Below are 21,986 nucleotides of genomic sequence, written 5' to 3'. Positions count from 1 at the left end.
CAGTAAAATTCGTCCTGTATCCGAAAGGGTACAGGACTTTTTTATATTTGCAGCAGAAGGGATTGTAATATTTTGTCGAAATCAGCAGAGACTTCTCTTGTTTTCTGAAATCATGCGTGCTAAAATGAAGAAAATATTCAGTATTTTGATGGATTGAAAACATGATAGGGGGGGAATGAGGATGGAAGAACAGCCGCAGCCTTTGGAAAAAGAAACGGCAGAGATAAACGGAAGCAAAACACACAGGCTAAGGGTTGTTATTGTATTTTTATTCCTGCTTACGGTATTCCTCGTTTCTGTATATACCTTTATTTTGCAGAGAAATTACAGCGAAAATACACTGGAATCGGCTGTAGAATGGAATACTCAGTGCGCTGATGCCATTCATAAGCTGGTGCTGCAAAAATTAACCGGAGAGGATTACAAAAATATTTCTACGATTGCGGATATGCAGTCAGAACGCTATCAGAGGCTGCAAAAGGAGCTGAGCGAGCTGCGAAAGCTGAATCCCACCCGCTATCTTTATACAGCGAAGATGGGGGCGGATGGCAGACCGATTTATCTGATTGATGGGCTGGATTTGGATGCAAAGGATTTTGCCTATCCCGGAACGTACATAGAAAAAGAAATGGTTCCGTATATCGAAGCGGCGCTTGCAGGAGAAACCGTTTATTCGCAGGAAATCGTGGACACCGCATGGGGGCATATTTTCACAGCCTGCTATCCGGTGCGCGAGGATACCGGCGAGGTTATCGGTGCGATTTGCATGGAAATGGATATGGAGCATACCTATAAGCTGCTGGAGCAAAGCAATCGTGCGGCGGTGAAGATGGCTATGTTTGCGGCTATTGTTTTGGTGCTGTTTGCCTTAGGTGCGTATTGCCTGATACAAAAAAGCAGAACGAAAAGCGAGGAGCAGCAGGAGCAGCTGCAAAAGGCGGTTGAGGCGGCGGATGCAGCCAATGAAGCAAAATCGGTGTTTTTGTTCAATGTGAGCCACGATATTCGCACGCCCATGAATGCGATTATTGGCTATGCCGAGCTGGCGGACAGAAATCTGGACAAAAAGGAGCTGCTGCGAAGCTATTTGGAAAAAATCGGCATCTGCGGACAGAAAATGCTGTCCATACTGGATAACGTACTGGAATTATCGAGGATTGAAACGGGCAATGTGGTGCTGGAGGAAAGCGCGGCTGAAGCAGAATCGGTTCTGGATGACTGCCTGCACATGGTCAGCGCGGAGATTGAAAAGAAGCACCAGACCTTGACCATTTCCAAGGATATCGTCTATCCGTATATTTATATGGATATCTCCCGTTTTACGGAAATCATTCTGAATTTAATCAGCAATGCGATTAAATATACAGGCGAGGGCGGTACAATTCACTGCTCCGTGCGTCAGCTTCCTGCACAGAAGGATGGCAGATGTATACAGGAGCTTTCCGTCAGCGATAACGGGATTGGCATGTCAGAGGAATTCCAGAAGCATATTTTTGAATCCTTCACCAGAGAACGCTCCTCTACGGTCAGCGGTGTGGAAGGTACGGGGCTCGGCATGGGTATCGTGAAAAAGCTGGTGGAGATGATGCATGGCGAGATTAAAATACACAGCAGAGTGGGGGAAGGATCGACCTTTACGATTCGGATTCCCTGCCGTATTGCGGCTTTTGAGGACACACAAACCAAGCGCGCACAAGCCCATCCGAATGGCAAGCCGCTTGCGGGTAAGCGGATTCTGCTTGCAGAGGATAACGATTTGAATGCGGAAATCGCGATTGCGCTTCTGGAGGAGGAAGGACTTCTGGTGGAGCGCGCGGCGGACGGCGTGAAATGTATGGAAATGCTGGAAAAGGCACCGGCGCATTTTTATGATCTGATTCTGATGGATATTCAGATGCCGATTCTGGGTGGCTATGATACCACAAGGAAAATCCGCAGAATGGCGGATGCCGAAAAGGCAGCTATTCCGATTATCGCCATGACGGCAAATGCCTTTGCGGAGGACAAACAGCGTGCGCTGGCGGCAGGCATGAATGACCATGTTGCAAAGCCGATTGATATGAATAAGCTGATTCCGACCTTGCAGAAATATATATAAGCATTTGTGAGAGGGTATCGTTTCATCAGAAAATTGACGAAAGGGTACCTTTTAAAGAAACGAAATACCGATGAAGGATAGGAGGAGCGTGCCTGTCCTTTGTTGGTATATAAGGTATTTTTTTCAATACCTTCCTTTTTATATTTCTTAAAATTTGTTTAAACGCTTGACAAAAGCATTTTTGAACGCTATTATCGAAAAGTAGTCTTGTGTAACTTTATGTCCTTTGTAGATTGCTGCAAAGGGCGTTTTTTGTTCTAAGCTTGAGGCTTTGAAGAAGGAAAGGCAATCTAACAAGGAGTTTGATACAAATGGGAAAAATAAAGTTCAAAAAGCCTGATATCAAGGGCTGTTTCGGCAAGCTGAAATCTCTGAAATGGGCAGATATGAAGAACGGTATTCGTGCGATGAAAAAGCGGCAGGCGGAAAAGGAAGCGGCATACCGCAACAGCCGCTTTGCACAGAAAATGCAGAAGCTTTATCCCTATATGAACCGCTATTCACTGATTTTGCACGGCATTTGGGCAATCGCCATCAACTTTCTGATAGAGGCAATGTCCCGTCATTCTGTGGTGGCGGCAATTTCGTATTCGCGTGTTTCCACGAAGGCATTTCTGTATAATGCGTTTATGATTTTTGTTACCTTTTCGATTGTATATCTATGCAAGCGGCGTGTGTTTGCGCGCTTCATCCTCAGCTTTCTCTGGCTGCTTCTGGGGCTGACCAATGGGCTGATGCTTTCCAGAAGGGTTACGCCGTTTAATGCACAGGATTTGAAAACGGTCTCGGAGGGGGTTTCCCTTTTCACGAATTATTTTAACGTGCTGGAGCTGGCAGGGATTGCGATTATTCTGATCCTTCTGGTTCTGGGGCTGATTCATCTGTTCCGCACGGCAGGGAGATTTAAGGGGAAAATCAATTATGTGATATCCATTGTGCTTGTGGGGGCTTCCTTCGCAGGCTATGGCGTACTGACGGATTATGTCATTCAGAACCGTATCGTTTCGACCTATTTCGCGAATATCGCGTTTGCATATCAGGACTATGGTCTGCCCTATTGCTTTGCGGCAAGTATTTTTAATACGGGCATTTCCGAGCCAAACGGCTACACGAAGGAAAAAATGATGGAAATCAGCAACAATGGCGAGATTACAAAAAGCACATCCGATGCAAAGGTGCTGCCGAATGTGATTTTCGTGCAGCTGGAGTCCTTCTTTGATGTTTCCGAATTTACGGCATTGCAGACCTCGAAGGATGCCCTGCCGAATCTGAGAAAAATGGCATCGGAATATTCCTCCGGCTATTGTCAGGTGCCTTCCATCGGCGCAGGCACGGCAAATACGGAATTTGAAATGCTGACGGGCATGAGCATGCGTTATTTCGGCCCCGGCGAATATCCTTATAAGAGCTATCTGAAGGAAAAGACTGCGGAAAGCGCGGCTACAGCGTTGGCGGCATTTGATTACGGCACGCATGCGGTGCATAACCACAGCGGGAATTTCTACAGCAGAGCGAAGGTATACAATAACATTGGCTTTGATACCTTCACCAGTAAGGAATTTATGAATTTTGACACGACAGAAACCGGTTGGGCAAAGGACGAGGTGCTTTTGGAGCATATCAAGGATTGTCTGGATTCCACGGAGCAGCAGGACTTTGTATTTACCGTCAGCGATCAGGGGCACGGCAGCTATCCTGAGGAGCGCATCATTGAGCATCCGCACCTGATGGCAGGCGGTCTGGAATCGGAGGAAAAGAACTGCCAGTGGGAATACTATGTCAATCAGGTATACGAAATGGATCAGTTTGCAGCGGATTTGGTGGACATGATGGACAAGCGCGGCGAGCCTGCGGTAGTCGTATTCTATGGTGACCATCTGCCGACTATGGGGCTGACCGAAGCGGATATGAAGAGCGGCAGCCTGTTTAATACGAATTATGTTATCTGGGACAACATCGGGCTGAAAAAAGAGGATGGCACGATTCCCAGCTATCAGATGATGTCTGTCGTGATGGATCGTATCGGTCTGCATACGGGCACGGTGTTCAATTATCATCAGGAAAGAATGGATTCCGCAGATCAGGCGGAATACCTGATGGATCTGGAGCTGCTGCAGTATGATTTGCTTTACGGCGAGCAGTATGTCTATAACGGCAATCCCGTCATTACGGAGGGACACATGACAATGGGCATACGCGATGCCGAGATTCTGTATTCGAGTGAAACGGTGGACGGGCATTATACCCTTGTGGGCGAAAACTTCACGAAGTGGAGTCAGGTTTATGTCAACGGAGAAAAACAGTCGCGGAAGTTTATCAATGATAATATTCTCAAGCTGAAAAAGAGTACGCTTAAGGATTGGGATGTCATTACCATCAGTCAGGTTGGCTCAAGCAATACGATATTCCGCACATCGCCTGAGTATGTTTATCTGGAGGGGCGCGTTGTGCCGTATACGGATGAGCTGAAGGAGGAAAAGCTGCTCTTAGATGCGGCGGATGACCCCGAGAAGCTGGCACAGCTGCGGCAGGAGCAGAGAGCCGAAAAGCGCGCGGAGAGAAGAAGCGAAGCCTATCGACAGGCAGAAGCGGCAAAGACAGCTGAATAAAAAAACGAGAACGCATATAAAAAGTATGCGTTCTTTTTTTGTGAAAATATGGAAGTTTGTGGAAACCATTGACATAGTTCGGAAAACCATGTAATATTATTCGTGATAACCGAATGAGTGGCAATGGAAAGGAAAAAAAGATGAAGCAGATTGTTCTTGTTGCAGAAACCGGCTCTGATATCAATCCCGTCTTAGCGGCGGAATATAACATAAAAATTGTACCCATGCATGTTTCATTTGACCATGAAACCATGGAGGACGGCGCATTTCCCGTCGAGAAAATTGTAGATTACTATGAGGAAACAGGCAAACTGCCGAAAACCAGCGGCAGTACGCCCGGTGACTTTGAGACTGCCTTTGACCGCATCCATGCGGAATACCCCGATGCACAGCTGCTGTATCTGGCATATTCTGCGGTGACAACCTGCTCCATGCAGAGTGCGGTTCTGGCGGCAGAGGAACGGGACTATGTCACGATTCTGGATACGAAGCAGGTTTCCGCAGGGCAGTGCAATGTGGTGATTGCCGTGGCGGAGCTTTTGCGGCAGCACCCCGATTGGACGATGGCAGAAGCAGTCCGCGCGGCGGAGGATTTGATTGCAAGGGCGAAGATGTGCTTCATGCCGGAGAATCTGGAATTTCTGCGTGCCGGCGGTCGCGTCAGCAATGTGGCATTTCTGGGGGCAAAGCTTTTAAATCTGCATCCTGTGATTGAAATTCTGGATGGCAAGCTGGTTGCAACGAAAAAATACCGTGGAAAAATGAAGAAGGTTGCCGTGCAGGTGCTGACGGAATACGCGGAGAAATATAATCTGGAACGGGACTGCCTGTGGTTTGTCTGGGTGGTCGGCTTTCCGGATGCGGTGCGGCAGGCAGTGGAGGAAGCGGCGAAGGTGCTTGGCTTCAAGAAAACCAGATGGATTCAGGCGGGCGGCGTGATTACGACGCATGGTGGCCCGGCGGCGTTTGGCTTGGCAGGGTTTACGAGGAAATAAGCCGAAATCGGGCAATAAAAGTAAAAAAAGTATGAGGAGGATTTGAAAAAAATCCTCTTTTTTTATGCTTTAATAGGATTTACAGGAAAAAATAAAAAGTCTATAATAAAAAACGGCAAGAAGAATGCCGAAAAACAGAAAAAGGAAGAACGTAAAGAAACAAAGGAGGTATCTCTATGAAAAAACGAATTGCAAGCATCGCGCTTTCGCTCGCAATGTGCCTGACATTGCTGCCGACAGCGGCGTATGCTGAGGATGTATCCGAGGGGGGGGGCATTTGACAGCCAGCCAAGCACAGGTAACGGTGCGGCTGTTTATACAAGCGAGGATACGGTTGATGATACAAACGAGGATAACGGTGTATCTTTATATAGTGGTGGCAGTGGTACAGTAACCGACCCGTGGGTAATTTCTACAGTTGATGATTTGCAGAAATTGGCGGAAACGGTAAATGACGGAGAATCTTATAGTGGGAAGTATTTTATCCAAGATACCGATTTGGATTTAATGGGAATCACATGGGAGCCGATTGGCTATACAGATGGTGGTTACTATTTTTCTGGACATTATGATGGCAAAAATCATTCTATCTCAAATGCAACAAGTACGGGTAAAGTGGATGAGGACGGACAGGCAACCGTAGGTATTTTTGGGTGTATTATCGAGGGTTCTGTGTCGAATCTTCATGTAAAAAATGTGGATTTTTTCGCAAATGGTGAAGGTGGCTATAGCCTTGCAGGCGGAATTGCGGGCATTACATTTGATTCTGATATTACAAATTGTTCAGTGGAAAATTCTTCTCTTAAAGGCGAAAAGACCCTTGTCGCTAATAATGCCTGTGTAGGGGGGATAACAGGGTATTCAGTTCATGGTATATTTCAGAATTGTGCATCTGTAAACAACAAAATTATTTCACAGACTTATGCAGGCGGTATTGTAGGTGAAATTGATGATAGCATCAGTAACAATGAAGGAGCTTCTGCATTTACAAATTGTTATGTTGCAGAAGGAAATATTTCTGCATTTGCAGATGATGTACAAGACTATAGTATTGCAGGTGGTTTTATAGGACGGGTAACAGAGGATAATCCTACTTTGGAGAATTGCTATGTTTACGATACTTCGACTTCTATAGCTGATACGAAAGCATCTTTTAAAAAAACAGGAATTATAGTAGGGAGTTGTTATATGAACCTTCCGAATTATGAAGCAAAGGTTACCACCACAAATTGTTATTATGGAAAATGTACGGTAGATGCTGATTTTACTACAGATGGTAATGCCGGTACAGCAGTAGAAAAAACAGAAGCAGAATTTGCTGATGGTACAGTGAAAGGCTTTCTTGGAGATGCGTTTATCCAAGGGGGAAAGTACCCGATTCTGGCATCTTCTCCTGCGGACTACACAAAGGTTGATGAAGCAATCGCGGTTGCTAAGGCAATCGATGGAAGCCGTTATACCAACTACGATGCTGTAGAAGCGGCAATCAATGCGGTTGACAGAAATAAGAGCGTACTGGAACAGGCAGATGTAGATAAAATGGCGAAGGATATTCGGGATGCGATTGATGCACTGGTTAAGAAAAGCAACAGTTCTTCCTCCGGCGGTGGTGGCAGCAGCACCCCCAGATATGCTGTCACAGTGCCCGACAAGACAGAAAACGGTTCTTTGAGCGTAACGCCCAAAAATGCGAAAAAGGGCAGTGACGTAACCGTCACCGCTACCCCTGACAAGGGCTATGAGGTGGATGACATCGTTGCGAAGGATGCAAAGGGCAACAAATTGACCCTCAAGGACAACGGCGACGGCACATATACCTTCACCATGCCTGCCTCCAAGGTTACGGTTACAGCAGCCTTTGCGGAGAAGCAGGCAGAACCCATTGCACCTGAGAAGCTTTTTGCGGATGTTTCTGCCGAGGAGTATTATTACGAAGCGGTGAAATGGGCAAGCGAAAACGGCGTGACAGGCGGCATTGGCGAGAACCTTTTCGGCGCAAATCTGCCCTGCACCAGAGCGCAGATTGTTACCTTCCTGTGGCGTGCGGCAGGCTCTCCCGAACCGAAGGGCATGAGCGGCTTTGTTGATGTTTCCGCAGATGCGTATTATGCGAAGGCGGTTGCATGGGCTGTGGAAGAAGGGATTGTCAGCGGCACCTCCGCAACAACCTTTGACCCCGATGCAGTCTGCACCAGAGCGCAGAGCGTTGCCTTCCTCTATCGCGCCTTTGGCGAAAAGGTGAATAAAGCGGCAGGCTTCAGCGATGTTTCCGCGGATGCGTATTATGCGGATGCGGTTGCGTGGGCTGTGGAAAACGGCGTTGCAAGCGGCATCGGCGGCGGTCTTTTTGCCCCCGATCAGGACTGCGCACGCGGTCAGATTGTGGCGTTCCTTTACCGCGCATATCAGAATAAATAAATTTGACAAAAGGGCAGGGTGAGCAATCACTCTGCCTTATTTACATATTTTTTATGGCGGAGGTTATTTATTTCTTCTCTCTTTTATGGTAAAATACCTCTTGGAAACCATCAGAGAAAAGACGAAGGGAGTTCGTATGGAAATTATCCTGCCAAAGGTGCTATATATCATTTTACTGCTGCTTGCGTGGATTGCGGCGTTGTTTTCGGGCATTGCCTTCGTTTACGGCATACAGCTTCGGAAAAGGGCGCGGGGCATCCTCGGCTGGTGCCTTGTGTTTGTCTGCTGTCTGTTTCTGATTTTCCTTCTGATGAAGGGACATATCACAGCAGGATGATAGGCTTGCAAATAAGACTGTTTTTGCGGTCTTTTTTTATTACAAAAATTTGCTTGACAGAATCGGACTACACTTGTAGTATAAAAGAAAAGGACTACAGCTGTAGGCTAGAAGGGGGGACTGGATATGGATTACAAAATTTCCGACAGCGAATGGAAGGTGATGGAAATTCTCTGGGAGAAGGGCACAGCCACGCAAGGCGAGGTGATGGATGCCCTGACGGAGGGGTGGAACAAAAACACGGTGTATACCTTTCTGAGCCGTCTGGAGCATAAGGGACTGGTGGCGGCAGAGGGCAGTCCGAAGCGGTATGCGGCAGTCATCGGGCGCGAGGAATGTGTGAGACAGGAGGAGGAAAGCTTTCTGAACAAGGTCTATCATGGCTCGGCAGGAAAACTGGTGGCGGCGTTCGTGGAGGAGGGCAGGCTGACGGAGAAGGAGAAGGCAATGCTGAAGCAGCTTCTGGAGGGGATGGACGTATGACGAATCTATGGACAGTTCTGTATTTTACCCTCGGCATTACGCTGACGGGACTGATGCTTGTGCTTTTCAAGCGGCTGTTTCGGGATAAGCTTTCCGCAAGGTGGCATTATCTGGTGTGGCTGGTGCTTCTGGTTCGCGCCATTCTGCCCGAAAATCTGCGGCTTTTTTCGACAGGCTTTGCGCTGAATACACTTTGGATTTCGGGGATGAAGCGTCTGCGTGCGACGGTGGAGCTGGGGCGAAATTCGCTGTTATCCACGCCCTTCGGGATGGGCGGCGGCGAAATCTCCCTGCTGAAAAAAATGCCGTTTTCCGCATGGTCGCTGACGGATAGGCTATTTGCGGTCTATTTGGCAGGGGTGGCGGCGGTTTTGCTGTATGATGCACTGCTGTATGCAAGGCTGCGGCTCGAAATTCGCAAGGGGGCGGCGGCAACGCCCTCCTTACGGGAGAAAATCAGAAAAACGGCGGAAAAATATGACCTTCCCACACAGAAAAGCGTGCGTATCTGCAAGGGAATCGAAACGCCGTTTCTCTGCGGCATGGTGCGCCCGATTCTGGTTGTGCCGGAAAGCATGGCGGAAACGATTGATGAAAAGGTACTTCTGCATGAAATGCTACATTTGAAGCATCATGATGTATTGGTGAATTTCCTGTTGCATCTGTTGCAGGCACTCAACTGGTTCAATCCGTTTGTTTATTGGCTGTGCCGCATCATCCGCAACGACAGCGAGGCTCTTTGCGACCAGCGTGCATTGGAAAAGCTGCGCGGTGAGGAAAAACGGGAATACGGGATGCTTCTGCTTGATATGGCGGACAGCCGCTGTGCGAGCCGCATCGGGACAACTTCTATGGCGAACGGCGCGAGGAATATCAAAACGCGCATCGGGCGAATTGCGGATTTCGGGCGTGTGCCAAAGGGGGCAGCCTTTGCAACGGCGTGTATTACGGTGGTGCTTTGCCTTGCTTCGGTCAGCTTTGCCTATCAGCCCCAATATTTCGATACCTCCAAGGTGGAAACGGCGGAGGACTTGCGGCTGACACTGGAGGATGCGCGCCTGTTCGAGATTCCCTCGGCGGAAATGGCAATTTCGATTTTTTATGAGGCGTTTGAGGAACGGGATTTGGCGAAGCTTGCGCTGACCGTGCCGGAGGAGGAATTTGACACCTATCGGGATTGGGCGCTTGCGGAATACAAAGCGGCGGAGGACACCTATCATGCCCGTCTGGATTCCGGGACAAAGGCGGACTATACATATCGCTTCTATGATTCCATGGAGATGGAGGATTTTTATCTGCTGGATGAGCAGGCGGACGGCTCGATGGACGGGATTATGCAGGTCAATGAGCTTTCGGCGGAGAAATCGGTCACCCAGCATTTCCTGCACTTCCGTATTTTTGAGGAGACGAAGGGGAACTGGTCGATTGCGCTTCTGAAAGACGAAAGCAGGGCTTTTGATATCTACGGCACTGTGAACTATGGGATATATAAGCTGGAGGAGGAAATGGCGCAGGGCAGTTATCGGCAGGTCGGCGACTGGAGGGTCGCGGATGCGGCGTATTGTCGGCAGTGGGGCTTCCTTTTCGGCAGCAACGATGTGATGAATAGTCTGCTTGGCATAAATCAGGAGATGCAGTTCAATGAAACGCTTGCGCCATCTGCGACTCATGCCGCCTATCTGGAATACACAGGCACGGCGTTAAGAGAAAAACAGAGCGTACTGCTTGCGGTGCTTTGTCCGCAGGAGATGAGTGAGGACGAATATTGGGAGAGCATCGACAGTTTACAGGTTGGCAGCGGCGGCAGCAGTTCCGCAGGCGTGGCATGGGAGATTATCAGCACAGACGAGGATTGGGACGGCAGGATTGACCTTGGGAATGACGAAAACAGCGACAATCTGGCGGATGCCTTTGCCCGTCTGGAAACGCCCTACGAGGTGCGGCTGTATACGAATCATAAGGAATTACTGGAAACGATTCCGTTGAAGGGGGGTGCATTGGATGCAGGAAACAATCCTACAAAAGGAAATAACACAGGAAAAAGAAGTACAGGAAACAACAACGCAGGAGCGGAAAACAAGTGAAGCCCTCGGCAATATCCGTACGGCAATGCTGCTGTTTCTGATTGATATTTATATCTTTGGCTTCGATATTGCCCCCGATTTTGTCGGCTGGATGAGCATGCTTGGCGCGGTGGCAATGCTCACGGGAAAAGTGAAAGGTATAGAACGTATCCGCACCTTCGGGCAGATCATGCTTGGGTATGAGGTTGCAATGGTTGTGATGAATTACATCGGCGGCATGCTCCCGTTTTACGAAATCATCATGGGCTATGTCGGGATTTTCATTCTCTGCATCCGCATGTATTTTATGTATATCATACTGACTGCGGCGGAGGAGGTCGGCATGGTAGAGGGCGGCGAGGAAAAGACGATACAGGGCATTTGCCGCAGCCGAAACCTTGTGCTTCTGGCGGAGCTGACGCTCTATCTTTACGCTGCGGTGCAGGGGACGGAAAGCATCGGCGGCTGGGGAATTCTGCTCTTTGTCGGCTATGTGGTGTTCTATCTTGCGTGCATCGTGTATCTCTCCTTTTTGAAGGAGGAGGTGCAGAAGCAGGAGAAAAAGCGGACAGAAATAACAGAAACGGCATAAATAAAAGCCTCCATTACGGAGGCTTGAGGGTGTCGACTTTGTCGACACCCTATACCACCAGTTTACTGGTGGTTATGATTTGTAGGTTTTGTTAAAAAAACAAAATCATTTGCCCTCGATTGACAGAGACTATCTTTTTTGCTATACTCGTAAAAATGGTTTTTAATACCATATAAAATAGTGAGAGATACGGTTCAAATGCAAGAGAAAAATGAGGAGGAGCTGTGATGGAAGTAAAAGCATTGAAATTTGGCGGATTAACCGCAAAACGTCCGATTGTGCAGGGCGGAATGGGGGTGGGGGTATCCCTTTCCTCTCTGGCAGGAAATGTGGCGAAATGCGGCGGTATCGGCACGATTTCCGGCGTGCATCCCGGCTACAGAGAGGCGGATTTTAAGGAAAATCCCTTTCGCGCCAATCTGAGAGCCATCGGGAACGAACTGGAAAAAGCCAAGGAGATTGCCAATGGCGGTATCATTGGTTTTAATTTCATGACAGTGATGAATCATTATGAGGAATATGTGAAGGAAGCGATTGCCGCAGGGGCGGATTTTATCGTTTCGGGGGCAGGTCTGCCTGTAAATCTGGCGAAATATGCGGCAGGCACAAGGGCAGCAATTCTGCCGATTGTTTCCTCTGCGAGAGCCTTGAAGCTGATTGTAAAGCAGTGGCAGAGAGCAGACAGACTGCCTGATGCAGTGGTGGTAGAGGGACCGCTTGCGGGTGGACACCTTGGATACCCCTATGGACACCTTGTGGACGGCACTTTTGACACCTTAGAGGACAGTCTTGTGGACGTAGTGGATTATGTGCGGGAATTAGAGGAGAAAAACGGCGTTATAATTCCTGTGATTGCCGGCGGCGGTGTGCGCAGCCATGCGGACATGGAACGGCTGATGGCACTTGGCGCGAGCGGTGTGCAGGTCGGCACTAAATTCGTTGCGACAGAGGAATGTGATGCCGCTCCGGCATTTAAGCAGGCGTATTTGCGGAGCCGAAAGGAGGATGTGCAGCTGATTGAAAGCCCTGTCGGCTTGGCAGCGCGCACCATTCGGAATTCCTTTTTGGAGAAGGTAGAGAAGCAGGGGCGGATTCCTGTGCAGAGATGCTATCAGTGCATGAACCACTGCAAGCAGGCGGAAACGAAATACTGCATCTCGCAGGCATTGATTGATGCGGTGCAGGGGAGAGAGGGGCTTGTTTTCTGCGGCGCAAATGCTTATGAAATCGAGAAACTTTCAACAGTGGAAAAAGTGATGCAGGAGCTCTGCGGAGAATAAAAAAAAGAACCATATTCGTGAGAATATGGTTCTTTTTAGGTTAATCTTATTCTTTATCGGTGATGGTGCTGTGCAGCTCCTGCAAGGATCTGACAACGCCGCAGCCGGGCTTATTCATGGATTCGATACCGGAGGCAGTTGCCTTTGCGGCAGCCATGGTTGTGATGTAAGGGATTTTCTTACGGATGGCTGCTTTACGCAGGTAGCTGTCATCCAGTGTGCCGTCTGCACCTCTGGGGGTATTGATAATCAGGTCGATTTTGCCGTTTGTAATCAGGTCGGAGATGTTGGGTCTGCCTTCGCTCAGCTTATAGACGAACTCGGAAACAATGCCTGCATCTGCCAGAACCTTCTGGGTGCCTTTTGTTGCGAGGATATGGAAGCCTGCATCTGCAAAGCCCTTTGCCACCTCCGGCAGTTCTGCCTTATCCTTATCGCAGACGGAAATCAGCACGGTGCCGCTCATGGGCAGCTTTGTCTGTGTTGCCTCCTGTGCCTTGAAGAAGGCTTCGCCGTAGAATTCGGAAAGCCCAAGCACCTCGCCTGTGGAGCGCATTTCGGGTCCCAGAACAGGGTCAACCTCCTGGAACATATTGAAGGGGAATACGGATTCCTTCACGCCGTAGTAAGGAATATTCTTTTCCTTCAGACCGGGTACGGGAGAGGGTCTGCCTGTCAGCTCGCTTGTGACGATATCGATTGCCAGAGGAACCATGCGGATGTTGCAGACCTTGGAAACCAGAGGAACGGTACGGGATGCTCTGGGGTTCGCCTCCAGCACATATACCTTATCGTTTTCGATGGCATACTGCATATTCATCAGACCCTTAACGCCCATTTCCTCTGCGATTTTTCGGGTGTATTCCTTGATGGTTTTGACATTCTTTTCAGAAATATGTCTGGAAGGAATGATACATGCGGAGTCACCGGAGTGTACGCCTGCAAGCTCGATATGCTCCATAACGGCAGGAACGAAGGCATGTGTGCCATCACTGATAGCATCTGCTTCACATTCCATTGCGTGATTCAGGAAACGGTCAATCAGAATGGGTCTGTCGGGGGTTACGCCAACAGCGGCATCCATGTATTTTGTCAGATTTTCGGGGCCATACACGACTTCCATACCGCGGCCGCCCAGAACATAGGAGGGGCGAACCATAACGGGATAGCCGATTTTTTCTGCGATATGAAGGGCATCCGCAACCGTAACTGCCATGCCGGATTCGGGCATGGGAATACCAAGCTTATCCATCATTGCACGGAAGTGGTCTCTGTCTTCTGCCAGGTCGATCACAGCAGGAGGAGTCCCCAGAATTTTTACGCCGTTCTTTTCCAAATCAGCCGCCAGATTCAGAGGAGTCTGACCGCCGAACTGCGCGATAACGCCAACGGGCTTTTCTTTTTTATAAATGCTCAGCACATCTTCCAGTGTCAGAGGTTCAAAGTAAAGCTTATCGGAGGTGTCATAGTCTGTGGAAACGGTTTCGGGGTTGCAGTTTACGATAATTGTTTCAAAACCAAGCTGCTTCAACGCCAGAGAAGCATGTACGCAGCAGTAGTCAAATTCAATACCCTGCCCGATTCTGTTGGGGCCGCCGCCCAGAATCATAACCTTGGGCTTTTCTGTGCTGATGGGGTTTTTGTCCTCTGCATTATAGGTGGAGTAGTAATACGCCTTATCCTGTGTGCCGCTGACATGAACGGGCTCCCAAGCCTCCTCCAGACCCAACGCGATGCGCTTGTTTCTGATTTCTGCTTCATCGATTTCCAGAAGTTGGCTCAGATATTTATCGGAGAAGCCATCCTTCTTTGCGGCAATCAGTACATCATCCGCAGGCAGCTTTCCTTTATTTGCCAGAAGGGCTTCCTCCTCCTCAACCAGCTCCTTCATCTGATTGATGAACCATGCCTTTACCTTTGTCAGCTCATGGATTTCTTCCACGGTTGCGCCCTTGCGCAGTGCTTCATACATGATGAAATGGCGTTCACTGGAGGGGGAAACCAGCATTTTCAAAAGTTCTTCCTTGGATTTTTTATCAAAATCCTTTGCATGCCCCAGACCATAGCGACCTGTTTCCAGAGAACGGATGGCTTTCTGGAAGGCTTCTTTATAATTCTTACCGATACTCATAACCTCGCCGACTGCGCGCATCTGGGTACCCAGCTTATCCTCTACGCCTTTGAATTTTTCAAATGCCCAGCGTGCGAATTTGATAACAACATAATCGCCATCGGGAACATATTTATCCAGTGTGCCGTATTTACCGCAGGGGATATCCTTCAGAGTCAGCCCTGTTGCAAGCATGGCGGAAACCAGAGCAATGGGGAAGCCGGTTGCCTTGGAAGCCAGTGCGGAGGAACGGGAGGTTCTGGGGTTGATTTCGATGATGATATCTCTGTCTGTTTCGGGGTCATGCGCCCACTGTACGTTTGTGCCGCCGATTACCTGTACGGAATCGACAATCTTATAGGATTTTTCCTGCAAACGCTTCTGTACCTCCTCGGAAATAGTCAGCATGGGAGCGGAGCAGAAGGAATCACCGGTATGCACACCAAGGGGGTCGATATTTTCAATAAAGCATACGGTAATCATATTGCCTTCGGCATCACGCACAACCTCCAATTCCAGCTCTTCCCAGCCGAGAATAGATTCCTCTACCAGAACCTGACCAACGAGGGAAGCCTGCAGACCGCGTGTGCATACGGTTTTCAGTTCATCTACGTTATAAACCAGACCGCCGCCTGTGCCGCCCATGGTATAAGCGGGACGCAGAACAACGGGATAGCCCAGCTTATCGGCAATGGCAAGGGCTTCGTCTACGGAATAGGCAACCTCACTTCTTGCCATTTCAATGCCAAGGCTGTCCATGGTTTTTTTGAATTCGATACGGTCTTCGCCACGCTCGATGGCATCAACCTGTACACCGATGACTTCTACATTATATTTGTCTAAAATACCGGCCTTGGAAAGCTCAGAGCAAAGATTCAGACCGGACTGACCGCCGAGATTGGGCAGCAGAGCATCGGGACGTTCTTTTGCAATAATCTGTTCCAGACGGTTGATATTCAAGGGTTCGATATAGGTTGCATCGGCGATTTCGGGGTCTGTCATGATGGTTGCGGGGTTGGAATTGACCAGAACGATTTCGTAGCCCAGCTTACGCAGCGCCTTACACGCCTGTGTGCCGGAGTAGTCGAATTCACACGCCTGCCCGATGATGATGGGGCCGGAGCCGATAATCAGAACTTTCTTGATATCCTTCTTTTGTTTCACAGGAACTCCTCCTTTTGTGGATAATAAACAAGGTGTTGTTGCTTTTGCTTCTTCTTTATTGTTTCATACGCTTCTATTATAGCACGATTTTGCATAATGAGTGTTTTTTTCTGCTTATGGGGGCAATCAGCTTTCTTATAGAATGGAAAATTGTATTTTTTTCAATGAAAACTGTTGAAAACGCATGAAAAAAAGTGCGTTTTCTGCAAAAAATTACAGTTCGGTTTGTGCAAAATTCGCAAAAACTGCTTGTTTTTTAGGGAAGCTTTGGAGAAAAAGTCAGCATACGAAAATTTTGCATACAAATTGTAAGAATATAATGGAAATGCGTCCCTTTTATAGGGACATTTGTCTATTGAATTTCAGGGGAGTTCTCAGTAAGATGGAAGAACCATTCTCAGAAAAAAGGAGGACAATCAGAATGAAAAAAGCAGTGGTAACGGTACTTGGTCAGGATAAGGTGGGCATTACAGCAAAGATTTGTGGTGTTCTGGCAGAAACAAATATCAATATCCTTGATATTTCCCAGACCATTGTTGGGGGGTATTTTAATATGGTGATGGTGGTTGATATCACCGAGGCGAAGGATACATTTGATGAAACAGCCGAAAAGCTGTATGCAGTCGGGGAAGAGCTTGGGATGAAAATCAAAATTCAGCATACAGAGATTTTTGATGCGATGCACCGCATTTAAGGGAGGCTGCGAGAATGATTACAAGGAATGAAATTCTGGAGACCAACAGCATGATTTCTGACATGAATCTGGATGTCAGAACCATTACGATGGGCATTAGTCTGTTGGATTGCGCAGATGCAGATATCAATAAATTTAATGAAAAGGTATACAAAAAAATCACAACCTACGCAAAGGATCTGGTGAAGGTTGGGGATGAGCTGGCGAAGGAATACGGTGTGCCCGTGGTGAACAAGAGAATTTCCGTAACACCCATCGCGATTGCGGCGGCAGGCTGCAAAAATGCGGATTCCTATGTGAGCATTGCTCAGACACTGGACAAGGCTGCACAGGAGGTTGGCGTAAACTTCATCGGCGGTTTTTCCGCGCTGGTGCAGAAGGGCTATACCGAAAGTGATAAAATCTTGATTGATTCCATTCCGGAGGCACTGGCAGTGACAGAAAGAGTCTGTGCTTCTGTGAACATCGGGACTTCCAGAAATGGGCTGAACATGGACGCAGTGAAGAAGATGGGCGAGATTATTGTGGAAACAGCGGAACGCACGAAGGACAACGAATGTATCGGCTGTGCGAAGCTAGTTGTATTTTGCAATGCAGTAGAGGACAACCCCTTTATGGCAGGCGCATTCCATGGCGTTGGGGAGGCAGACCGCTGTATCAATGTCGGTGTCAGCGGCCCCGGCGTGGTAAAACGTGCGCTGGAGGAGGTCAGAGGGGCTGACTTTGAAACCGTATGCGAAACCGTAAAGCGGACAGCCTTCAAGATTACCCGTGTGGGTCAGCTGATTGCGAAGGAAGCGGCAAAGAGATTGGATACACCCTTCGGCATCATTGACCTTTCTCTGGCACCGACCCCTGCGGTTGGGGACAGCATTGCAGAAATCTTCCAGGAAATGGGCCTGGAGGAAGCAGGCGCACCCGGCACAACGGCAGCACTGGCACTTCTGAATGACAACGTGAAAAAGGGCGGCGTCATGGCATCCTCTTATGTTGGCGGTCTGAGCGGTGCATTTATTCCCGTCAGCGAGGATCATGGGATGATTGATGCCTGTGAAAAGGGTGCATTGACATTGGAAAAGCTCGAAGCGATGACCTGCGTATGTTCTGTTGGTCTGGATATGATTGCTCTGCCCGGGGATACCTCTGCGGCAACACTTTCCGGTATCATTGCGGATGAAGCGGCGATTGGTATGGTGAACAACAAGACAACGGCGGTGCGTCTGATTCCCGTGATCGGCAGAAAGGAAGGCGAAAGCGTGGAATTCGGCGGTTTGCTGGGCTATGCGCCTATCATTCCGGTAAATCGTTTCAGCTGTGAAAAATTTGTGGCAAGAGGTGGCAGAATCCCTGCGCCCATCCACAGCTTTAAGAACTAAAAAAATAAAAAATAAAGTAGAAAATAGATGAAATTAGGGTTGACTTACCGGACAATGCTTGCTATAGTATTCAAAAAAATGCGTTAAAAATTTTTTTTAACACTTACAAAAGACAAAGAAACGGAGTGAAGAAGAATGAGCAATTTACAGACACCCTTCAGATATGATTTTGTAGGCAGCTTTTTAAGACCGCAGGCGTTGAAGGACGCAAAGGCGGCATATCAGGCAGGAGAAATCAGCAAGGAGGCATTTGATCGGGTTGCGGAGGAAGAGGTTGCAAAGGTTGTGGCAAAGCAGAAGGAGCTGGGCTACCATGTGATTACAGACGGGGAGTTCAGAAGAGCTTTCTGGCATCTGGATTTCATGTGGGGCTTTGAAGGCGTTGCACATGAGGACACAGGCAACGGCGTGCAGTTTGACGCTGAGCTGGCATTGCTGGAGGACACCTATCTGGTAGGAAAGATTAAGGCGAAGGCACATCCTTTTGTGGAATATTTCAAATTTTTGAAACAGTTTGAGGATGAAAACACAGTTGCCAAATATACCATTCCCGCACCTGCGCAGACCTTCCAACAGATGATTGTGCCTGCAAACTACGAAAGAACAAGAAAGATTTATGCAACAAACGAGGAGCTGATTCAGGATATTGGCAAGGCATATCAGGATGTGATTCAGCAGTTCTACGATGCAGGCTGCCGCAATCTGCAGTTTGATGACTGCACATGGGGTGCTATCGTAGGGGACGCGGCAGAACAGAGGTATCAGGCGCTTGGCATTGATTTGAATGATGTGAAGGCGCAGCTGCTTGCAGTGAATAACCTTGCACTGGAAGGAAAGCCTGCAGATATGATAATCAACTCCCACATCTGCAGAGGGAATTATCATTCTACATATTTTACAAGCGGCCCGTATGATTCCGTGGCAGATTATGTATTCGCAAAGGAAAACGTAAATGCGCTTTTTCTGGAATATGATGATGAGAGATCCGGCGGTTTTGCACCGCTTGCAAAGGTTTCCGCAGACAAGAAGGTTGTGCTTGGTCTGATTACAACCAAAACCCCTGAACTGGAGGAAAAGGAAAGAATTATTGCAAGAATCCATGAAGCGGCGAAATACATTCCGCTTGACAGATTGTGTCTGAGCCCCCAGTGTGGTTTTGCATCCTGCGAAATCGGCAATAAGCTGACAGAAGAAGAACAGTGGGCAAAGCTGAAGCTGGTAAAGGAAATTGCCGAAGAGGTTTGGGGGAAATAAGGGTGGTTGCCCACCCCTAAGTCGAAAACGGGTTTTTGAAAATAAAATATGGTAAAAATAAAATCAGTCGGGACGAGGTTTCGGCTGATTTTTTATATGGAAAAATTTTTAAAAAAATTGCATTCTCCTATTGACCTAAAGTTAGCTTTAGGGAGTATGATAGGAAATGTAAAAAAAGAAGAACAAGAAAGGGAGTGCAAGGAACGATGTATATTGAAAATATAAAAGGACCGGAGGATGTAAAAAAACTGACTTTGGAGCAATTACCCGTGCTGGCGGAAGAAATGCGCCATGCACTTTTGATTCGAGCAAGCAAGCATGGCGGTCATTTTGGCCCTAACTTCGGTATGGTAGAGGCAACGATTGCGCTGCATTATGTATTTGATTCCCCGAAGGATAAAATTGTTTATGACGTATCTCATCAGAGCTATCCACACAAGATGCTGACAGGCAGAAAGGATGCATACCTGTATGAAGAAAAATATGATGATGTATCCGGCTACAGCAATCCGCACGAAAGTGAGCATGATTTCTTTACGGTAGGGCATACGTCCACATCTGTTAGTCTGGCGGCAGGGCTTGCAAAGGCAAGAGACCTGAAGGGCGAGGACGGCAATGTAATCGCAGTGATCGGTGACGGCTCTCTGAGCGGCGGCGAAGCACTGGAGGGTCTGGATTATGCGGCAGAGCTGGACAGCAATTTTATTATTGTGGTAAATGATAATGATATGTCCATCGCGGAAAATCATGGTGGTCTGTATCAGAATCTAAAACTGCTGCGAGAAACAAGCGGACAGGCAGAGTGCAATTTGTTCAAGGCATTTGGTCTGGATTATATTTATGTAGATAAGGGAAATGACACAGCGGCGCTGATTGATGCGTTCAAGCAGGTGAAGGACAGCAAAAAGCCTGTTGTGGTGCATATCAATACACTGAAAGGGAAGGGCTACGCGCCTGCGGAGCAAAACAAGGAGCGTTGGCATTTCAGCGGCCCCTTTGACATTGAAACAGGGAAGCCCTTATATGCCGGCGGCGAGGAAGGTTATGAAGAAATTACTTGCAAGTATTTGCTGGATAAGATGAAAAAAGACCCTTCCGTGGTTGCGATTACCTCCGGTACACCTGGGGTTATGGGCTTTACCAAGAGCAAACGCGAAGAAGCAGGGAAGCAGTTTGTGGATGTTGGCATTGCGGAGGAAACGGCGGTTGCATTGGCATCCGGCATTGCGGCAAACGGCGGCAAGCCTTTTTATGGGGTGTACAGCACATTTGTGCAGAGAGCCTTTGACCAGATTTCGCAGGATCTGTGCATCAACAATAATCCCGCGACGATTGTTACCTTCTTGGGTTCTGTTTATGGCATGAATGACGTGACACATCTGGGGTTGCAGGATATTCCCATGCTGGGGAACATCCCGAATCTGGTTTACCTTGCGCCTGTAACAAAGGAGGATTATCTGGCTATGCTGGATTGGAGCATGGAGCAGAGAGAGCATCCTGTTGCAATCAAGCTGCCGGGCGGCAAGCTGATTTCTGATGGCAAGACTGTGACAAAGGACTTTGGTAAGCTGAACAAATATGAAGTAACACAGGAAGGCAGCAAGGTGGCTGTGATTGGTCTGGGTGCGTTTTATGGACTGGGACAGGCTGCGGCGGATTTGTTGCAGGAAAAAACGGGCACACAGGCAACGGTGATCAATCCTTATTATATTACAGGGGTAGATACAGGGCTGCTGGAAGGACTGAAAAAGCATCATTCTGTTGTGGTCACACTGGAGGATGGAATTCTGGACGGCGGTTTCGGTGAAAAAATCGCAAGATTCTATGGAGAATCTGATGTAAAAGTGCTGAATTTCGGCTTGAGGAAGGAATTTCTTGACAGATACAATCCCGAAGACGTTATGAAGGAAAACCATCTGACTGCAGAGCAGATTGCGGAGGATATACTGGCGGTGCTGAAATAACATAGAAGAAGGTATAAAAAGGCAGCTTTGATTCCAAGGGGAAAAGGGCTGCCTTTTCCTTATTTTGAGGGAAAGGAAAAAATATCGAAAAAAGGTGAAAAAAGTGTTGACATTTTCTGTTAAGCGTGTATAATAAATAAATGTCGCTGCACGAGAGCAGTCGGAAAAAGAGTATAGGCATTGGTCAACAGCGAATGTTTGAAAAGAAAAACATTGACAAGCGGGACTGCGGATGATATACTGATATCCGCTGACATAAACAGCGAAAACAAGCACAGAAAAATAAATAAAAAAGTGCTTGACAAACCGAATGATACTTGATAAAATATCATTCGCTGTCGAAAACAGCAAACAAAATCGAATCAGGTATAAAAAATAATACTTGACAAGAAAATGAAGATTTGATAAAATAATCTCCGCTGCTGAAAAGCAGATTGATCCTTGAAAACTGAACAATGGATATGAATAAACACAACCCATAGTCAATTCTGTCAGCGGAAGCTGATGAGATAATGAACTAGATTTTGCCGGTTTAGAAAAACCGGAGTT

At 47.9% G+C, this 21,986-nt stretch carries 15 protein-coding genes; 14 read left to right on the top strand and 1 reads right to left on the bottom strand.

What is annotated here, in order from left to right:
- Nucleotides 1-181: 181 nt before the first annotated feature.
- From GPK49_RS04175 to GPK49_RS04130, 10 genes are all read left to right on the top strand, one after another.
- On the top strand, nt 182-2,098 hold the full coding sequence (locus tag GPK49_RS04175; RefSeq protein WP_215676841.1) for a hybrid sensor histidine kinase/response regulator: 1,917 nt from the start codon (nt 182-184) through the stop codon (nt 2,096-2,098).
- A 311-nt stretch (nt 2,099-2,409) separates the two neighbouring features.
- Nucleotides 2,410-4,707, top strand: a complete 2,298-nt coding sequence (locus tag GPK49_RS04170) for an LTA synthase family protein (RefSeq protein ID WP_215676840.1) — start codon at nt 2,410-2,412, stop codon at nt 4,705-4,707.
- Between the two features lie 140 nt (nt 4,708-4,847).
- Entirely contained in the window at nt 4,848-5,702 is an 855-nt protein-coding gene (locus GPK49_RS04165) for a DegV family protein (protein WP_215676839.1), read from the top strand.
- A 42-nt stretch (nt 5,703-5,744) separates the two neighbouring features.
- Entirely contained in the window at nt 5,745-5,882 is a 138-nt protein-coding gene (locus tag GPK49_RS04160) for a hypothetical protein (RefSeq protein WP_215676838.1), read from the top strand.
- A gap of 75 nt (nt 5,883-5,957) precedes the next feature.
- Nucleotides 5,958-8,120: an S-layer homology domain-containing protein gene (locus tag GPK49_RS04155; protein ID WP_215676837.1), complete on the top strand. Its 2,163-nt coding sequence runs from the start codon at nt 5,958-5,960 to the stop codon at nt 8,118-8,120.
- Nucleotides 8,121-8,256: 136 nt separating this feature from the next.
- Entirely contained in the window at nt 8,257-8,457 is a 201-nt protein-coding gene (locus GPK49_RS04150) for a hypothetical protein (RefSeq protein WP_016407935.1), read from the top strand.
- 126 nt (nt 8,458-8,583) lie between these two features.
- Nucleotides 8,584-8,940, top strand: a complete 357-nt coding sequence (locus GPK49_RS04145) for a BlaI/MecI/CopY family transcriptional regulator (RefSeq protein ID WP_215676836.1) — start codon at nt 8,584-8,586, stop codon at nt 8,938-8,940.
- A complete protein-coding gene (locus GPK49_RS04140) occupies nt 8,937-11,024 on the top strand; it encodes a M56 family metallopeptidase (RefSeq protein ID WP_215676835.1) in 2,088 nt (695 codons plus the stop codon). The genes GPK49_RS04145 and GPK49_RS04140 overlap by 4 nt, the downstream gene beginning before the upstream one ends.
- Nucleotides 10,942-11,595, top strand: coding sequence for a hypothetical protein (locus tag GPK49_RS04135; protein WP_215676834.1), 654 nt, complete (start codon nt 10,942-10,944; stop codon nt 11,593-11,595). The genes GPK49_RS04140 and GPK49_RS04135 overlap by 83 nt, the downstream gene beginning before the upstream one ends.
- Before the next feature lie 227 nt (nt 11,596-11,822).
- Nucleotides 11,823-12,875, top strand: coding sequence for an NAD(P)H-dependent flavin oxidoreductase (locus tag GPK49_RS04130; RefSeq protein ID WP_215676833.1), 1,053 nt, complete (start codon nt 11,823-11,825; stop codon nt 12,873-12,875).
- Nucleotides 12,876-12,921: 46 nt separating this feature from the next.
- Here GPK49_RS04130 and carB read toward each other — a convergent pair whose 3' ends face one another.
- Nucleotides 12,922-16,149 (bottom strand): carbamoyl-phosphate synthase large subunit, encoded by a 3,228-nt coding sequence (carB, locus tag GPK49_RS04125; RefSeq protein WP_215676832.1) that lies wholly within the window; start codon nt 16,147-16,149, stop codon nt 12,922-12,924.
- A gap of 421 nt (nt 16,150-16,570) precedes the next feature.
- On the opposite strand from carB, the gene GPK49_RS04120 reads away from it, so the two are divergent.
- The 4 genes from GPK49_RS04120 to GPK49_RS04105 all read left to right on the top strand — a co-directional run bounded on the left by GPK49_RS04120 (nt 16,571) and on the right by GPK49_RS04105 (nt 21,437).
- Nucleotides 16,571-16,843 (top strand): ACT domain-containing protein, encoded by a 273-nt coding sequence (locus GPK49_RS04120; RefSeq protein ID WP_016406789.1) that lies wholly within the window; start codon nt 16,571-16,573, stop codon nt 16,841-16,843.
- A 14-nt stretch (nt 16,844-16,857) separates the two neighbouring features.
- Nucleotides 16,858-18,219, top strand: coding sequence for a PFL family protein (locus GPK49_RS04115; protein ID WP_118581789.1), 1,362 nt, complete (start codon nt 16,858-16,860; stop codon nt 18,217-18,219).
- A gap of 135 nt (nt 18,220-18,354) precedes the next feature.
- Complete coding sequence (locus tag GPK49_RS04110) at nt 18,355-19,473, top strand: 5-methyltetrahydropteroyltriglutamate--homocysteine S-methyltransferase (protein WP_016406787.1); 1,119 nt, start codon at nt 18,355-18,357, stop codon at nt 19,471-19,473.
- Between the two features lie 206 nt (nt 19,474-19,679).
- Nucleotides 19,680-21,437, top strand: a complete 1,758-nt coding sequence (locus GPK49_RS04105) for a 1-deoxy-D-xylulose-5-phosphate synthase (RefSeq protein WP_215676831.1) — start codon at nt 19,680-19,682, stop codon at nt 21,435-21,437.
- Nucleotides 21,438-21,986 lie beyond the last annotated feature (549 nt).

Source organism: Clostridium sp. MCC345 (assembly GCF_018785345.1).
GTDB classification, from domain to species: Bacteria; Bacillota; Clostridia; order Lachnospirales; family Anaerotignaceae; genus Anaerotignum_A; species Anaerotignum_A faecicola.
The sequence above is the reverse complement of the archived record's forward strand: the minus strand, read 5'-3'. Positions and strand labels throughout refer to the sequence as shown.

Coding starts and splice junctions, on each gene's coding strand:
- GPK49_RS04175 (WP_215676841.1), top strand. CDS start 182: ATGGAAGAACAGCCGCAGCCTTTGGAAAAAGAAACGGCAGAGATAAAC.
- GPK49_RS04170 (WP_215676840.1), top strand. CDS start 2,410: ATGGGAAAAATAAAGTTCAAAAAGCCTGATATCAAGGGCTGTTTCGGC.
- GPK49_RS04165 (WP_215676839.1), top strand. CDS start 4,848: ATGAAGCAGATTGTTCTTGTTGCAGAAACCGGCTCTGATATCAATCCC.
- GPK49_RS04155 (WP_215676837.1), top strand. CDS start 5,958: ATGTATCCGAGGGGGGGGGCATTTGACAGCCAGCCAAGCACAGGTAAC.
- GPK49_RS04150 (WP_016407935.1), top strand. CDS start 8,257: ATGGAAATTATCCTGCCAAAGGTGCTATATATCATTTTACTGCTGCTT.
- GPK49_RS04145 (WP_215676836.1), top strand. CDS start 8,584: ATGGATTACAAAATTTCCGACAGCGAATGGAAGGTGATGGAAATTCTC.
- GPK49_RS04140 (WP_215676835.1), top strand. CDS start 8,937: ATGACGAATCTATGGACAGTTCTGTATTTTACCCTCGGCATTACGCTG.
- GPK49_RS04135 (WP_215676834.1), top strand. CDS start 10,942: ATGCAGGAAACAATCCTACAAAAGGAAATAACACAGGAAAAAGAAGTA.
- GPK49_RS04130 (WP_215676833.1), top strand. CDS start 11,823: ATGGAAGTAAAAGCATTGAAATTTGGCGGATTAACCGCAAAACGTCCG.
- GPK49_RS04120 (WP_016406789.1), top strand. CDS start 16,571: ATGAAAAAAGCAGTGGTAACGGTACTTGGTCAGGATAAGGTGGGCATT.
- GPK49_RS04115 (WP_118581789.1), top strand. CDS start 16,858: ATGATTACAAGGAATGAAATTCTGGAGACCAACAGCATGATTTCTGAC.
- GPK49_RS04110 (WP_016406787.1), top strand. CDS start 18,355: ATGAGCAATTTACAGACACCCTTCAGATATGATTTTGTAGGCAGCTTT.
- GPK49_RS04105 (WP_215676831.1), top strand. CDS start 19,680: ATGTATATTGAAAATATAAAAGGACCGGAGGATGTAAAAAAACTGACT.